Source organism: Pseudomonas sp. NPDC096925 (genome assembly GCF_044762545.1).
GTDB lineage: Bacteria > Pseudomonadota > Gammaproteobacteria > Pseudomonadales > Pseudomonadaceae > Aquipseudomonas.
The window spans coordinates 63000-78789 of the sequence record NZ_JBIWEM010000006.1 but is presented as its reverse complement, the minus strand read 5'-3'; the positions used below and the strand labels follow the sequence as shown (position 1 = coordinate 78789).

The 15790-nt window shown below is 65.3% G+C and carries 10 protein-coding genes; 6 read left to right on the top strand and 4 right to left on the bottom strand.

The window, feature by feature from the left end:
* The first annotated feature begins 74 nt into the window (after nucleotides 1–74).
* Nucleotides 75–566, top strand: a complete 492-nt coding sequence (locus ACIQYU_RS17565) for a GNAT family N-acetyltransferase (protein WP_207830542.1) — start codon at nucleotides 75–77, stop codon at nucleotides 564–566.
* A 106-nt stretch (nucleotides 567–672) separates the two neighbouring features.
* On the opposite strand, the gene ACIQYU_RS17560 is transcribed toward ACIQYU_RS17565, so the two are convergent.
* The 3 genes from ACIQYU_RS17560 to ACIQYU_RS17550 form a co-directional block, all read right to left on the bottom strand.
* Entirely contained in the window at nucleotides 673–2046 is a 1374-nt protein-coding gene (locus ACIQYU_RS17560) for an 8-oxoguanine deaminase (RefSeq protein ID WP_207830539.1), read from the bottom strand.
* A 224-nt stretch (nucleotides 2047–2270) separates the two neighbouring features.
* Entirely contained in the window at nucleotides 2271–3851 is a 1581-nt protein-coding gene (locus ACIQYU_RS17555; RefSeq protein WP_402801095.1) for an aldehyde dehydrogenase (NADP(+)), read from the bottom strand.
* A gap of 261 nt (nucleotides 3852–4112) precedes the next feature.
* The gene (locus ACIQYU_RS17550; protein WP_207830533.1) at nucleotides 4113–5516 is read right to left on the bottom strand and encodes an APC family permease; all 1404 of its coding nucleotides are present in this window, start codon (nucleotides 5514–5516) and stop codon (nucleotides 4113–4115) included.
* Nucleotides 5517–5798: 282 nt separating this feature from the next.
* Between ACIQYU_RS17550 and ACIQYU_RS17545 the strand changes: the two genes are divergently transcribed.
* From ACIQYU_RS17545 to ACIQYU_RS17530, 4 genes are all read left to right on the top strand, one after another.
* Nucleotides 5799–6641 (top strand): helix-turn-helix transcriptional regulator, encoded by an 843-nt coding sequence (locus tag ACIQYU_RS17545; RefSeq protein WP_207830531.1) that lies wholly within the window; start codon nucleotides 5799–5801, stop codon nucleotides 6639–6641.
* 41 nt (nucleotides 6642–6682) lie between these two features.
* Nucleotides 6683–8065: an aspartate aminotransferase family protein gene (locus ACIQYU_RS17540; protein ID WP_063914974.1), complete on the top strand. Its 1383-nt coding sequence runs from the start codon at nucleotides 6683–6685 to the stop codon at nucleotides 8063–8065.
* A gap of 161 nt (nucleotides 8066–8226) precedes the next feature.
* Nucleotides 8227–9720 (top strand): aldehyde dehydrogenase, encoded by a 1494-nt coding sequence (locus ACIQYU_RS17535; RefSeq protein ID WP_402801090.1) that lies wholly within the window; start codon nucleotides 8227–8229, stop codon nucleotides 9718–9720.
* A 317-nt stretch (nucleotides 9721–10037) separates the two neighbouring features.
* Nucleotides 10038–12923, top strand: coding sequence for an HD domain-containing phosphohydrolase (locus ACIQYU_RS17530; protein WP_402801087.1), 2886 nt, complete (start codon nucleotides 10038–10040; stop codon nucleotides 12921–12923).
* Between the two features lie 179 nt (nucleotides 12924–13102).
* On the opposite strand, the gene ACIQYU_RS17525 is transcribed toward ACIQYU_RS17530, so the two are convergent.
* Entirely contained in the window at nucleotides 13103–14815 is a 1713-nt protein-coding gene (locus ACIQYU_RS17525) for an FAD-dependent oxidoreductase (protein ID WP_233687690.1), read from the bottom strand.
* Nucleotides 14816–15011: 196 nt separating this feature from the next.
* Between ACIQYU_RS17525 and ACIQYU_RS17520 the strand changes: the two genes are divergently transcribed.
* Complete coding sequence (locus ACIQYU_RS17520; RefSeq protein WP_063914978.1) at nucleotides 15012–15788, top strand: IclR family transcriptional regulator; 777 nt, start codon at nucleotides 15012–15014, stop codon at nucleotides 15786–15788.
* Nucleotides 15789–15790: the final 2 nt, after the last annotated feature.

Here is a 15790-nt window from a genome sequence, read left to right as displayed (position 1 = left end):
TGCATGCTGTACCTGTGGTGGCAGCGCTCATTTACCATGGCGGCTGTTTTTAGCCATTGCCAAGGAAACCTGCCATGAGCGCCCCTCAGTTCCGCACCCCCACAACCGCCGACGCCGAACGTTGCTACGCCATCGAAATCGGTGCCTATGAAGGCGATGAGGCGGCCACGCTGGAGAAGATCCGTACCCGCATCGCGCAGTATCCGCAAGGCTTCCTGGTGTTGGAGAGCGCGGGCGAGATCGTCGGTTTCATCAACAGCGGCTGTGCCCACGACGTGGTGATGTCCGACGAGGCATTCAAGGAGCTGGTCGGGCATGACCCGGCGGCGCCAAACGTGGTGATCATGTCGGTGGTGGTGGACCCGGCGCACCAGGGCAAAGGCTACGCCAAGCGGTTGATGGATGAATTCATCGCCCGCATGAAGGCGGCGGGCAAGCTGACCATTCACCTGATGTGCAAGGAACAGCATGTGGCGTTGTACCAGAAGCTGGGGTATCAGTACGTGAGACCGTCGCCGTCGGACCACGGCGGTATGGCCTGGCATGAAATGGTCATGGTCCTCTGATTTCGCAAGATTGCCTGGCCCTTTGGGCTGCGCTGTCGCGTAGCGAATTGAATTCTGTGTGAGCCGGCTTGCCGGCGATGGGCCGCAAGGCGGCCCGAATGGCTGCTTATTCGCCGCTGACCAACTGGCGGGCCAGCTGGTTGTGACGCTCCAGCACCCGTGGCAGGTCGACCGTGGCCAGCTGGCCGTCCTTCACTACCACACGGCCATTGATGACGCTGGTGTGTACCTGGGTCGGGGTGCAGAACACCAATGCTGCCAGCGGGTCGTGGTGACCACCGGCATAGGCCACGTGGCCGAGGTCGAAGGCAACGAAGTCGGCCACCATGCCTGGGGCCAGGGCGCCGATGTCATTGCGGTTGAGCACCTTCGCGCCGCCGAGCGTTGCAATTTCCAGCGCCTCGCGTGCGGTCATCGCGTCGGGGCCGAAGCCCACCCGTTGCAGCAACAGGGCCTGGCGCACTTCACCGATCATGCTGGCGCCGTCGTTGGATGCCGAACCGTCGACCCCCAGGCCCACCGGGACTCCATGGTCGCGCATCTTGCGCACCGGGGCGATGCCCGAGGCCAGGCGCATGTTCGAGCAGGGGCAGTGGGCGACACCGGTGCCGGTGCGGGCGAACAGCTCGATGCCATGCTGGTCGAGCTGCACGCAGTGGGCGTGCCACACGTCGTGGCCGACCCAGCCGAGGTCTTCGGCATATTCGGCAGGGGTCATGCCGAATTTTTCGCGGCTGTAGGCGATGTCGTTGACGTTCTCGGCCAGGTGGGTGTGCAACGACACCCCGTACTGGCGCGCCAGCATGGCTGCTTCGCGCATCAGGTCGCGGCTGACCGAGAACGGCGAGCAGGGCGCCACCACGATGCGGCGCATCGAGCCGTGGCTGGCATCGTGGTAGTCCTCGATCAGGCGCTGGGATTCCTTGAGGATGTCGGCTTCCTTCTCCACCACCGAATCAGGCGGCAGACCACCCTGGCTGCGGCCCACGCTCATGCTGCCGCGTGCGGCGTGGAAGCGCATGCCGATCTCGTCGGCGGCATGGATGCTGTCGTCGAGCTTGCAGCCGTTGGGGTAGATGTACAGGTGGTCGCTGGAGGTGGTGCAGCCGGACAGGATCAGTTCGGCCATGGCGGTCTGGGTCGACACCGCGATCATCTCGGGGGTCAGGCGCGCCCAGATCGGGTACAGGTTGGTCAGCCAGTTGAACAGCTCGCCATCCTGGGCCGCCGGCACCACGCGGGTGAGGCTCTGGTACATGTGGTGGTGGGTGTTGACCAGGCCAGGGATGACCACTTTGCCGGCCATGTCCAGCACCACGTCGGCGTGCTGCGGCAGGGTATCGCTGGGGCCGACCTGACGGATCAGGTTGCCTTCGATGAACATTCCGCCGTTCTTGATCTCGCGGCGTTCGCCGTCCATGGTGACCAGCAGTTCGGCGTTTTTGAGCAGTAACGTTTTTGGAGCATTTGTAGATGACATGGCTTAAGCCTGTCGCAATACGCATCGGCGATTACCGATGTCATAGGCGCAGGGCATTGTAAGCAAGGTATTTGCAGATTGTATACAGGGCTGGTGATCCTGTACTGGCCTCTTCGCGGGTAAACCCGCTCCCACAGCTACTGCACAGCTCATGAATTCTGTGTAGTACCTGTGGGAGCGGGCGTGCCCGCGAAGAGGCCGGTGCAGGTTACCTCAACAGCAGATCACGCCGCCCCGCGGCTGGCGACACCATCCACCAACCGCGCAATCCCCAGCGGGTTGGCACTTTTCAACGCATCCGGCAGCAGCGCATCCGGGTAGTTCTGGAAGCACACCGGGCGCAGGAAGCGGTCGATGGCCAAGGTGCCGACCGAAGTGCCACGGGCATCGGAGGTGGCCGGGTATGGCCCACCATGCACCATCGCATCGGCTACCTCGACGCCGGTCGGGTAGCCGTTCAGCAGCAGGCGCCCGGCCTTGCGCTCCAGCAGCGGCACCAGCGTGGCAAAGGCGCGCAGGTCGTCTGGCTCGGCAATCAGGGTGGCGGTCAACTGGCCTTGCAGGTGGCGCAGCGCTTCGACCAGTTGCGGGGCATCGGCCACCTCCACCAGTACGGTGGTTGGGCCGAATACTTCTTCCTGCAGCAGCGGGTCGCTGTTCAGCAGCAGGCTCACGTCCGCCTTGAACAGTTGCGGTTGGGCCTGGTTGCCGGTTTGGGGCTGCCCGGCCAGGTGCTGGATGCCCGGGTGCGCCAGCAGGTGCTGCACACCGTTCTGGTAGCTGCGCAGGGTGCCGGCGTTGAGCATGGTCTGCGGCCCCTGGTCGGCCATGCGCGCCACCAGCGTGTGCACGAAGCGTTCGAACTGTGGCGACTTGATGCCCACCACCAGGCCCGGGTTGGTACAGAACTGCCCGCAACCCAGCACTACCGAGGCGGCCAGCTCGCCGGCTACTTGCTCGCCACGGGCTTGCAGGGCCTGGGGCAGGACGATTACCGGGTTGATGCTGCTCATTTCGGCGAACACCGGGATCGGCTGCGGGCGCGCAGCAGCCATGTCGCACAGGGCGCGGCCACCACGCAGCGAACCGGTGAAGCCGACCGCCTGGATGGCCGGGTGCTTGACCAGTGCCTCGCCCACGCCGGCGCCATAGATCATGTTGAACACGCCTGTTGGCATGCCGCTGCCGGCCACCGCGCGGTCAATCGCCGCGGCCACATGGGCAGCGGTCAGCATGTGCCCGCTGTGGGCCTTGAACACCACCGGACAGCCGGCGGCCAGCGCCGAGGCGGTGTCACCGCCGGCGGTGGAGAACGCCAGCGGGAAGTTGCTGGCGCCGAATACGGCCACCGGGCCGACGCCGATGCGATACTGGCGCAGGTCCGGGCGCGGCAGCGGGGTGCGCTCGGGCAGGGCACGGTCGATGCGCGCGCCGAGGAAGTCGCCACGGCGCACCACATCGGCGAACAGGCGCAGCTGGTTGCTGGTACGGGCGCGCTCACCGCGGATGCGTGCTTCGGGCAGCGCGGTTTCGCGCATCACATGCTGGACGAAGTCATCGCCCAGTGCGTCGAGTTCGTTGGCGATGGCGTCGAGGAAGGCGGCGCGCTGTGCCGGGCTGGTGCTGCGGTAGGCCGGGTAAGCGGCCTCGGCGGCCTGCACGGCGGCTTCGACTTCGTCGCCGGTCGCCTGATGGAAGGCGTATGGCAATGGCTCGCCGGTGTGGGCGTCGACGCTGTTCAGGAGCACGTCACCGTTGCCGCTGAGCTGGCCGGCGATGTGGTTCAGGCGATGTTCGATGGACATTTCGTTTCCCGTTGGCAATGACAGTCGTTGGGCTGGGACTGTAGGGGGCGAAATGCGTGCTGAATAATGATTAATGCGGATCAGGTGATAACGGATTGTTATCGCAACGGCCTTCTCCAAAAAGTTTCCATCGTATGCACGGCCCCCTGTGGGAGCGGGTTAACCCGCGAAGCAGGCGACTCGGTGTATGGCACCGGCTTCGCCGGTATTCGCGGGTAAACCCGCTCCCACAGGGACCGCGCAAATGCTACAGCGCGTGTGTCACTCGGCCATCTGCAACTCCGGCAGCTTCACCCGGAACGCCCGGGTCAGCCCCAGCAGCACCACAAGGCCCATGCCCATCCAGCACAAACCGATGGTGAACGACAGGCTGGTCAGGCTGCTCCACAGCCACAGCGTGCTGAGGAAGCCCAGGCCGGGAATGGCGCCATACAGCAGGTAGTTGCGAGCACCACGCAGCTTGTGGTCGATCAGGTAGTGTTTGACCACGGCCAGGTTCACCGCCGAGAAGGCGAACAGCGCGCCAAAGCTGATCATGTTGGCCACCGTGTCGAGGGTGATCACCAGGGCAATCAGCGACAGCAGGCTGACCAGCAGGATGGCCGTGGCCGGGACGCGCTTTTTCGTCACCAGTTGGCCGAACGCACGGGGCAACGCACCGTCGCGCCCCATGGCAAACAGCACCCGCGACACGCTGGCCTGGGACACCATGGCCGAGGCGAAGCAGCCGGCCACATAGGTGGCGGTGAAGGCGGTCACCAGCAACTCGCCGCCGACCCGGCGCATCACGTCCACCGACGCCGAGTCCGGGTCGGCGAAGCTGCCCCAGTCAGGGAACACCATCTGTGCGCAGTACGACACCACCAGGAACAACATGCCGCCGATCAGCGACACGGCAAGGATCGCCACAGGAATGCGGTAGGTCGGGTTGCTGGTTTCCTCGGCCATGGTCGAGACCGCATCGAAGCCCAGGAACGACAGGCACAGTACGGCGGCGCCGGTCATGATCAACGGCACGCTGAAGCCTTCGTGGTGGAAGGGCGCCAGCAGCGACACCGGCTGCGCCTGGCCGCTGAGGTTGTGGATGGACAGGGCGACGAACACGATGATGAACACCAGTTGCACCACCACCAGGATCCAGTTGACCCGGGTAATCGACTCGATGCCGATCAGGTTGAGGAAGGTGACCAGGGCAATGGAGCCCGCCACCCACACCCAGGCGTGGATGGCCGGGAAGTATTCCGACATGTAGATGCCGATCAGCAGGTAGCTGAGCAGCGGCAGGAATATGTAGTCGAGCAGCAGGGTCCAGCCGGCGATGAAGCCGATGTGGCTGCCGAAGGCCTTGCGTGTGTAGGTGTAGACCGAGCCGGAGTAGGGGTGGGCCTGGACCATGCGCCCGTAGCTGTAGGCGGTCAGCAGCATGGCGGCGAGGGTCAGCAGGTAGGCGGTGGGCAGGTGCCCTTTGGTCATCTGGGTGACCAGCCCGTAGGTGGTGAATACTGCAAGGGGGACCATGTAGGCCAGGCCGAACAGCACCAGGGCGGTCATCCCCATGGACTTGCGGAAACGGCCGTTGCTGGCGGTGGGGTGCGACGGGGCATGCTCGGGGCTATTCGAAGGGCTATGTGCAGGGCTATGGGCTGTACTTGTTGTTGTATGCATTGCTAACTCCTGGAAAGGGATGCAGGACGCCGCGGTATGCGAGCGGGGCTCGATACCGGTGGGTGTTGTGCAAGGAGGTCGAGCGGTTGGCTCGCAGCGCTGGGGCGGGGTGATGCTCCCACACCCCGCAAGTAGCCGGAATCACCCTTTGGGGTGAGCCGGGAGGCGGCTGTACCTGCTCACCCCAAAGGGTGATTTCGGTGTTTGCAGTGCCGTGGGAGTATCTGGCCAACAACGCACCGCACTGGCAGCGGTGCCTTTACTTGATACGGCAGGCCCACAGTGACTAATCAATTGCTTTCGCAACAGTGGTTCGAGCACCTGGCCAAGGTCACCGAGGCGATCGGCCGGCCGGGCTTTGCCGCCACCCTGTTTGCTGCACTTGGCGTGATCCGGCCGATCCAGGCGACCACGGTGTACCTGTACCCGCACGACGGCATGCCGTGCGCGCTGTTCGAGCAGGACGACAAGGCGCCCTGGCAGCCCGAGGGCAATGTCAGCCGCTACCTGTCCGGCTTCTACCTGCTCGACCCGTTCTACGGTGCCTGTGTGGAGCAGGTCGAGTCCGGTTGCTACGGCCTGTTCGAGGTGGCCCCCGACCATTTCGAGGTCAGCGAGTACTACCAGTCGTTCTATCGGCACTCGCACCTGGAGGATGAGCTCAACTACATCCTGCAGGTCGCACCTGGGCAGAGCCTGGCGGTATCGCTGGCGTTCACCGACAAGCTCGATGGTCAAACCCGCGCGCTGTTCGGGCGTATCACACCCTGGGTGCTGGCGGTGCTCAGCAAGCACTTTGCCGGGCTGGACAGCCGCGCCGGGCGCTTCGAGAACATCCTCGAGCAGCGCATCCACGCGGCCCTGAACAACTTCGGCAGCTCGTTGCTGACCGAGCGTGAATGCCGTATCGCCCAGCTGATCCTGCGTGGCCACTCGACCAAGTCGCTGGCCGAGCGCCTGGGGGTGTCGGAGGACACCATCAAGTCTCACCGCAAGAACGTCTACGCCAAGCTCGACATCGGCACCCAGTCCGAGCTGTTCTCCCTGTTCATCGACGCGCTGGCCAATGCCCAAGGCGTGCTGGGCAAGGACCCGCTGGAAAGCTACATGGGCAAGCTGCGCTGAATGCCAGCAGCCCTGCAACCCACCGCAAAGGAAAACCAACAATGAATGCGCCTTTCGCCCCGCAACGCCAGACCCGCGACTATCAGGCCTCCGATGCCGCGCACCACATCCATGCCTTCCTCGACCAGAAGGCGCTGAACGCCGAAGGGCCGCGGGTGATCGTCGGTGGCGAACGCCTGCACCTGTGGGACAGCGAGGGCAAGCGCTACCTGGACGGCATGTCCGGCCTGTGGTGCACCCAGCTCGGCTACGGCCGCCGCGACCTGACCGCTGCCGCTGCTGCGCAGATGGACCAGCTGGCCTACTACAACATGTTCTTCCACACCACCCACCCGGCGGTGATCGAACTGTCCGAGCTGCTGTTCAGCCTGCTGCCGGGGCACTACAGCCACGCGATCTACACCAACTCTGGCTCCGAGGCCAACGAGGTGCTGATCCGTACCGTGCGCCGCTACTGGCAGGTGGTCGGCCAGCCGAGCAAGAAGGTCATGATCGGCCGCTGGAACGGTTACCACGGCTCGACCCTGGCGGCCACGGCGTTGGGTGGCATGAAGTTCATGCACGAAATGGGCGGGCTGATCCCGGATGTGGCGCACATCGACGAACCTTACTGGTACGCCGAAGGCGGTGAGTTGACCCCGGCCGAGTTCGGCCGCCGCTGCGCCCAGCAACTGGAGGAAAAGATCCTCGAACTGGGTGCCGAGAACGTCGCCGGCTTTATCGCCGAGCCGTTCCAGGGCGCGGGTGGCATGATCTTCCCGCCGGAAAGCTACTGGCCCGAGATCCAGCGCATCTGCCGCCAGTACGACGTGCTGCTGTGTGCCGATGAAGTGATCGGCGGCTTTGGCCGCACTGGCGAATGGTTCGCCCACGAATACTTCGGCTTCGAGCCCGACACCCTGTCGATCGCCAAGGGCCTGACCAGCGGCTACGTGCCCATGGGCGGGCTGGTGCTGAGCAAGCGCATTGCCGAGGCGCTGGTGGAGCGGGGCGGGGTGTTCGCCCACGGCCTGACCTATTCCGGCCACCCGGTGGCGGCGGCGGTGGCCATCGCCAACCTGAAGGCGCTGCGTGACGAAGGTATCGTGCGCCAGGTGAAGGACGACACCGGGCCATACCTGCAGCGCATCCTGCGCGAGGTGTTCGCCGACCACCCGTTGATCGGCCAGGTGCAGGGCGCCGGGCTGGTGGCGGCGCTGCAGTTTGCCGAGCACAAGCCGACGCGCAAGCGCTTCGCCAACGAGAACGACCTGGCCTGGCAGTGCCGCACCTTCGGTTTCGAGGAAGGGGTGATCATTCGCTCCACCCTGGGCCGGATGATCATGGCGCCGGCGCTGATCGCCAACCACAGCGAGCTGGATGAGCTGGTGGAGAAGACCCGCATTGCCGTGGACCGCACGGCGCGCCTGGTCGGCAAACTCTGAACCGCCGACAAGGGTAACGCATTTCCCTGTGGGAGCGGGCACGCCCGCGAACACCGGCGAAGCCGGTGCCATCCACCGTGTCGCCTGATTCGCGGGCACGCGCTCCCACAGGAACCGCATAGCCCCTATGAAAATTGCTCCAACAGCCACCAGGAGTACAAATGTACACCCTCGAATTCTGGCAACAACGTGCCTCGGACCTCTACCTCCCGGCCAATGCACTGATCGACGGCAAACCCGTCAACGCCCAGGACGGCGCCACCTTCGCCGCCATCAACCCCGCCACCAACGGCGTATTGGCCCAGGTCACCGCCTGCGGCCAGGCCGAGGTCGACCTGGCCGTCGCCAGCGCCCGCAAGGCCTTCGAGCATGGCCCGTGGCCGCGCATGGCCCCGGGCGAGCGCAAGAAAGTGCTGCTGCGCCTGGCCGAGCTGATCATGGCCCATCGCGAAGAACTGGCCCTGCTGGACTCGCTGAACATGGGCAAGCCGGTCATGGATGCCTACAACATCGACGTGCCAGGCTCGGCGCAGGTGTTCGCCTGGTATGGCGAGGCACTGGACAAGTTGTACGACCAGGTGGCGCCCACCGCGCCCAACGCACTGGCCACCATCACCCGCGAAGCCCTGGGCGTGGTCGCCGCCGTAGTGCCGTGGAACTTCCCGCTCGACATGGCTGCCTGGAAGCTCGCCCCGGCGCTGGCTGCCGGCAACAGCGTGGTGCTCAAGCCCGCCGAGCAATCACCGTTCTCGGCCCTGCGCCTGGCCCAGCTGGCGCTGCAGGCCGGTGTGCCGGAAGGTGTGCTGAACGTGGTGCCGGGCCTGGGCGAGCAGGCCGGGCAGGCGTTGGGCCTGCACCCGGACGTGGATTGCCTGGTGTTCACCGGCTCCACCCAGGTGGGCAAGTACTTCATGCAGTACTCGGCACAGTCGAACCTCAAGCAGGTATGGCTGGAGTGTGGTGGCAAGAGCCCCAACCTGGTGTTCGAAAACTGCCAGGACCTGGACCTGGCTGCGGAAAAGGCGGCATTCGGCATCTTCTTCAACCAGGGCGAGGTGTGCTCGGCCAACTCACGGCTGTACGTGCAACGCTCCATCCATGACGAGTTCATCGAGCGCCTGCTGGCCAAGGCCCGCCAGTGGCTGCCAGGCAACCCGCTGGACCCGGCGAGCCGGGCCGGTGCGATTGTCGATGCCGGGCAGACTGGCCGGATCGAAGCCGCCATCGCCCGTGCCGGGCAGGACGGGGCGCGGTTGGTGTGTGGTGGTCGGCGCCTGACTATCGACGGTTCGGACAATTACATCGAGCCGACCATTTTCGCCGGTGTCGATGGCCGAATGAGCCTGGCGCAGGAGGAGGTGTTCGGGCCGGTGCTGGCGGTCAGCGCCTTCGACAGTGAAGAGCAGGCCGTGCGCCTGGCCAACGACAGTATCTATGGGCTGGCGGCATCGGTGTGGAGCGATGACTTCAACCAGGTGCACCGCGTGGCGCGGGCGTTGAAGGCCGGTACCGTGTCGGTGAACACGGTCGATGCGCTGGACGTCACGGTGCCGTTCGGCGGTGGCAGGCAGTCGGGGTTTGGCCGTGACCTGTCGCTGCATTCGTTCGACAAGTATTCGCAGCTCAAGACCACCTGGTACCAGTTGCGCGCCTGATACATCCGATCTTGCACCGCGTCGCCTGTTTCGCGGGCTCGCCCGCTCCCACAGGTACTGCACTGCCTCAGGTGCTGCGCGGTCCCTGTGGGAGCGGGCAAGCCCGCGAAACAGGCGAGGCGGTAGCCGGATCATTCATGGCGTTCCGTTAATTTTCTTCGCCAACCCGGCAGAGCGCTCGGGCCCGCTCTACACTGCTGCCAAGATGGGGCAGGGCTATGCGCTACCCGGCGTCCCATCTTGCTGCCTGCGAATGGCTTCGGCCTGCATGATCGTCCTGGCTGCCCCCTCAAACCGCCATGCATGGAGTACCTGGAATGGGCTGCGTGTCGAATGGTCGTGCTGCTGGCAACGCCGGACGTGGCATTTCGCTGCAGTGGCTGGTGGCGCTGGCCATCGTGCTGGGCATGCTGCTGCTCGGTGCCGCCTTGGCCTGGCAGGGCTATCGCGGCATTCGCCAGACCCTGGTGGCTGCGGCGGGTGATTCTGCCCAGCAAATTGGCAAGACCATCGACGAGCGCGCCCGGCGCCTGATCGATCCGGTGCACAGCAGCATCCGCCTGCTCGCCCACAACCCGGCCGCGCAAACCCCCGCGCAGCGCCTGGAACGGCTGCCGCAACTGGTCGAGACGCTAGATGCCAACCGCATGCTCAGCGCTGCCTACATGGGTTACCCCAACGGTGAGTTCCTGCTGGTGCGCCGCTTGCGCGAGCCGCAGTTGCTGCAACGCTTCGCCGCGCCGCCGGGCACGGCGTTCCTGGTGCAGAGCGTCAGCCGTGAGGGCGGTGCGGTGCAGGGTGAGTGGCGCTTCTATGACCGCGCGCTGAACCTGCTGCAGGTCCAGGCCAGACCCAAGTACCGCTACGATCCGCGCACACGCCCGTGGTTTATCGAGGCCAGCGCCCAACCCACCACAGTGCTGACCCACCCCTATGTGTTCTTCACTACCCGTGAGATCGGCCTGACCATGGCCCAGCGCAGCGTTGACGGTGGGGCGGTGATCGGCATGGACGTTTCGGTCGACGACCTGGCCAGCGAGACCCAGGACCTGCGCATGACCCCCGGCACCGAGATCGTCGTGGTCGACGACCAGGGCAATGTGGTGGGCTACCCGGACCCGCAGCGGATGATCGTGCACGAAGGGCAGGCCGTGCGCCTGTCGCGCATCGACGAACTGGGCATTCCCAGCCTGGAGCACCTTTACGCTGACTTGCCGCAAGGTACCCGGCCGCAGTCTTATCAGGTGGACGGCCAGACCTGGTATGGCATGCGTGTGCAACTGACCAACCTGGCCGGGCAGGACCTGCAGGTGCTGATTGCCGTGCCAGGCCACGAATTGCTGAGCGGCGCGCGCAATGTACTGTTCGAGCAGTTGCTCTGGACCGCAGCGCTGATGGCCGTGCTGCTGGTGCTCGGTGGTGTGCTCGGCCGGCGTATCGGCCGCCCGCTGCGGCTGCTGGCCGAACAGGTGCAAGGTCTGGCCGGCTTTGATTTCAGCCGAGACGTCGGGGTACGCTCGCGGGTGTCCGAGGTGCGTGAATTGAGCCGCGTATTGCGCCGAATGTCCGGCACCATCCACAGCTTCCAGGCGATTACCCTCACACTCAGCCGCGAGCGCAACCTGGAGCGCATGCTCGACAGTGTGCTGACCCATCTGGTGGAGGCTGCCGGGGTCAATGCCGGCGTGGTGTACCTGTTCGATGCCGAGCACGCCTTGCTGCGCCTGGCCGCTGCCTGCCGCGGCGAGCAGTACCCGGGCGAGCTAGCCGTGGATGAGACGGCCCGGCAGCAGTTGGCTGCGGCGGTGATTCAGACCCTTGGCCTGGACGAGCGCAGCCTGGCCGTGGTGTTGAATGACCGTAGCCAGGCGCTGTTGGGCATCCTGGTTCTGCAACTGGACGATGAATATGCGAACGAGCAGGTGGGCCAGCCGTTCCGGCGCTTTGTCGAGGAACTGTCCGGGGCGGCGGCGGTGGCTATCGAGACGCGTCAGCTGGCCGAAGCCCAGCAACACCTGCTGGATGCCATGATCAAGCTGCTGGCCGACGCCATCGATGCCAAGAGCCCCTATACCGGCGGCCACTGCGAGCGGGTGCCACAACTGGCGCAGATGCTGCTGGACCAGGCGGTGGCGGCCGAAACCGGCCCGTACGCCAGCTTCAGCATGAGTGCGGCTGAACGCTACGAGTTCCGCGTGGCGGCCTGGCTACACGATTGTGGCAAGGTCACCAGCCCCGAGTATGTGGTGGACAAGGCGACCAAGCTGGAAACCTTGTACAACCGTATCCACGAGGTACGCATGCGCTTCGAAGTGCTGTGGCGCGATGCCGAGCTGGCCTATTGGCAAGGCCTGGCCAGCGGTGCTGACCCGCAGGCGCTGCAAGCCACCCTGGCGCGCAGCCAGGCCCGGTTGCAGGACGACTTTGCCTTCGTGGCCCAGGCCAACATCGGCGGCGAGTTCATGCAGGACGCCGACATCGAGCGCCTGCGGCAGATTGGCCAGCAACGCTGGCAGCGCCACTTCGACAACCGCCTGGGCATTTCCCGCGACGAGGCGGAACGTTTTGCCGACCTGCCAGCGCCTGCGCTGCCGGTTGACGAACCACTGCTGGCGGACCGGCCTGAGCATTGCGTGCCCTGGGGCCCCCGCAAGCCACCGGTGGCCAAGGACGACCCACGCAACCGCTGGGGCTTCGACATGCGCCTGCCGGCCTACGCCAGCAATTACGGCGAGCTGTACAACCTGGCGATCCGTCGCGGCACGCTGAATGATGAGGAGCGCTTCAAGATCAACGAACACATCGTGCAGACCATCATCATGCTCAGTTCCTTGCCGTTCCCGCGCCAGCTCAAGCGGGTTCCGGACATCGCCGGCAACCACCACGAGAAAATGGACGGCAGCGGCTACCCGCGCCGGCTGGGCGAGCAGGACCTGGGCATTGCCGAACGGGTGATGGCGATTGCCGACATCTTCGAGGCGCTGACCGCGGCCGACCGGCCTTACAAGGCGCCGAAGACTTTGTCCGAGTCGGTGAAGATCCTGGTGGGCATGGCCCGCGACGGGCACATCGACGGGCAGCTGCTGCAGCTGTTTCTCAGCAGCGGGGTGTATCGCCAGTATGCCGAGCGGTTCCTGCGTGCCGAGCAGATCGACGAGGTGGATGTGGCCTACTGGTTGGAACAGATGCGTTGCCCGGCCTGAACGAAAAATCAGATTTAGCCCCTTCCTTGTAGGCCGTTTCCGGCCTCTTCGCGGGTGAACCCGCTCCTACAGGTTCATCACAAGCTTCAAGACTTGCACAGTACCTGTGGGAGCGGGCTTGCCGCGCGGGCGGCGCGCGGTCCTACAGGCGCTGCATTCCTTTCGGCATACAGGACCAATCACTCATACTCCCGCACCCCGGCAATATGCCGCCCGGCCACATAGCCAAAGGTCAGCGCCGGGCCCAGGTTGATGCCACCCGCCGGGTACCAGCCGCCAAACACGCTGGCCATGTCGGTACCCGCCGCATACAGGCCAGCAATCGGCTGCCCGGCCTCATCCAGCACCCGGGCACTGCCGTCGGTGCGCAACCCGGCAAAGGTGCCAAAGCAACCGGGCTGTACCTTCACCGCATAGAACGGCCCATGCTCGATGGGCGCCACACAAGGGTTGGGCCCTTTGTGCTGCGGGTCGCCCTGCTTGCGGTTGAACGGTGTGGAGCCACGGCCAAACGCCGGGTCCTGGCCGTTGCGGGCATGGCTGTTGAAGTCGCTGATCGTGGCGCGCAACCCTACTGGGTCGATGCCGCAGGCCAAGGCCAGCTGTTCCAGGGTGGCGCCTTGCTTGAGATAGCCGCTGCGCACGTGCGGCCACACCGGCAGCGGCGCCGGGCGGGCATGGCCCAGGCCATAGCGACGCAGGAAACGATGGTCGCAGATCAGCCACGAGCACACCTCTTCATTCTGTGGCACCGCTGCGATCATGGCTGACACATAGTCGTAGTAGCCGTGTGCTTCGTTGACGAAACGCTTGCCGTTGGCCAATACACCGATGATGCCCGGTTTGCCGCGTTCGATGATGTGCGGAAAGTGGCCAACACTGCCGTCGCGGTGCGGCACTTGCGAAACCGGCGCCCAGGCCACCGGTGACTTCAGGTCGGTGGCGACCACGCCGCCGGCCGATTCGCCCAGGCGCAGGCCGTCGCCCGAACAGCCCTTGGGGGGCAGGGCCAGGTTGTCATGGCCGCTGGCATCACGCGGGAACAGTTGCCGGCGCCGGGCGTTGTCGTTGGGGAAGCCACCCGCCGCGAGCACCACGGCCTTGGCACGGATCAGTTGCTCGCCCTGCGGCGTTGCTACCAGTGCCCCACGTACCTGGCCATTGTCGAGCAGCAGGCGTTTGGCCGGCGCCGATTCCTGCAGGCGCACGCCCAGGTCCTGGGCCGATTTGGCCAGGCGGGCCACCAGCGCCACACCGTTGACCAGGTGCATCGCCCGGCCATACCGGGCCAGGTGGTACAAGTGGCGGCCAAAGCGTTTGCACACATGCAGCAGGGCCGCGGGCGAGCGGGTCATGTTGAGGAAGGCGGCAAGGTCGGCACCGGCCATGATCGGCATACCCATGAACGAAGTTTCGCGCAGGGTCTTGCGCAGGCGTGGCAACAGTGCGCCGACCTCACGGGCATCATAGGGGGCGGCGATCACCTGATGCCCGCCCTCGGCAGCGCCCGGTGTGTCGCCATGCATGTCGGGAATGCCGTTGCCGTCGGCAAACTGCAGCGCCGTGTGCTTTTCGAAAAACGCCACCATGTGCGGGCACGCTTCGAGAAAGGCGTCGACGCGTTCGGCGTTGTAATAGGCCCCCAGTTCATTGCGCAGGTAGCTGCGCGGCTGGTCGATGTCTTCCTCGATGCCGGCCCGGCGTGCCAGCGGATTGCGCGGCACCCAGGCCCAACCGCCGGACCAGGCGGTGGCACCGCCGAACACTGGCTCCTTCTCCACCACGATCACCTTCTGCCCATGCCAGGCAGCCGTCACCGCAGCAGCCAGCCCGGCGGCACCAGAGCCTATGACCAGTACATCGCATTCGGTTTCGAAGGGAGCGGAAGGCATTGCGGGATTCCTGTATTGTTATTGGAACAAGGTTCCATATTCTTATTGGCAGCGAATCGTCCCGCAAGGGTGTGGCGACCACGCCGGGCAAGTAATGGGCGATAACCGGACAGTTCGCGAAGCTGAGGCTGCGGCGTCTATCGGCGATGTGGAATCATCTTCTAGAATTCGCAAAAAAATTTCAGGGACCTGTGTCATGGCTGGTAGTCAGATCGAACGCGCCTTCAGTCTTGTAGAAAGCCTTACCGGCGAGCCACAGGGGCTGCCGTTGCAAACCCTGGCCGAGCGCCTGGACATCCCCAAAAGCGCCGCCCATCGCATGCTCACCGAGCTGGTGCGGCTGGGCTATGTGCGGCAGAACCGTGACAACAACCGCTACCAGCTGTCGGCCAAGCTGGTGGCGCTGGGCTTTCGTTACCTGGCCAGCAGCGGTGCCGACATCATCCAGCCGATACTCGACCGCCTGGCCCAGGACAGCGGCGAACTGGTGCGCCTTGGCGTAATCGACGGTACCCGCCAGACCTGGATCGCCAAGTCCCAGGGCGCTCGCTCCGGTTTGCGCTACGACCCGGACATGGGCCGCGACGCACCGCTGTTCTATACCGCGTCCGGGCATGCCTGGCTGGCCAGCCTGGACGATGAGCAGGCGCTGCAGATGGTGTTGCGCCAGGGCATTGCCGACCCGGCGCAGTTCGGCCCGAATGCGCCACGCTCCACCGACGAGCTGCTCACTTACCTGCACCGCGCCCGCGAGCGCGGCTATGCCTGGGTCGAGGAAACCTCGGCCATTGGCACCTCGGCCTTGGCTGCGGTGGTGCGCCGCCCGCAAAGTGACGAGGTGATCGGTGTACTGAGCATCGCCGGGCCCAGTGCCCGCCTGGCGCAAACCCGTCTGGCAGAGCTGGCGCCGCTGTTGCTGGCGGCGGCAGAAGAGCTGTCGGCGGCCAGTCGGGCCAGCGAGCTGTTCGCCTGACG

Coding starts and splice junctions, on each gene's coding strand:
- ACIQYU_RS17565 (WP_207830542.1), top strand. CDS start 75: ATGAGCGCCCCTCAGTTCCGCACCCCCACAACCGCCGACGCCGAACGT.
- ACIQYU_RS17560 (WP_207830539.1), bottom strand. CDS start 2,046: ATGTCATCTACAAATGCTCCAAAAACGTTACTGCTCAAAAACGCCGAA.
- ACIQYU_RS17555 (WP_402801095.1), bottom strand. CDS start 3,851: ATGTCCATCGAACATCGCCTGAACCACATCGCCGGCCAGCTCAGCGGC.
- ACIQYU_RS17550 (WP_207830533.1), bottom strand. CDS start 5,516: ATGCATACAACAACAAGTACAGCCCATAGCCCTGCACATAGCCCTTCG.
- ACIQYU_RS17540 (WP_063914974.1), top strand. CDS start 6,683: ATGAATGCGCCTTTCGCCCCGCAACGCCAGACCCGCGACTATCAGGCC.
- ACIQYU_RS17535 (WP_402801090.1), top strand. CDS start 8,227: ATGTACACCCTCGAATTCTGGCAACAACGTGCCTCGGACCTCTACCTC.
- ACIQYU_RS17530 (WP_402801087.1), top strand. CDS start 10,038: ATGGGCTGCGTGTCGAATGGTCGTGCTGCTGGCAACGCCGGACGTGGC.
- ACIQYU_RS17525 (WP_233687690.1), bottom strand. CDS start 14,815: ATGCCTTCCGCTCCCTTCGAAACCGAATGCGATGTACTGGTCATAGGC.
- ACIQYU_RS17520 (WP_063914978.1), top strand. CDS start 15,012: ATGGCTGGTAGTCAGATCGAACGCGCCTTCAGTCTTGTAGAAAGCCTT.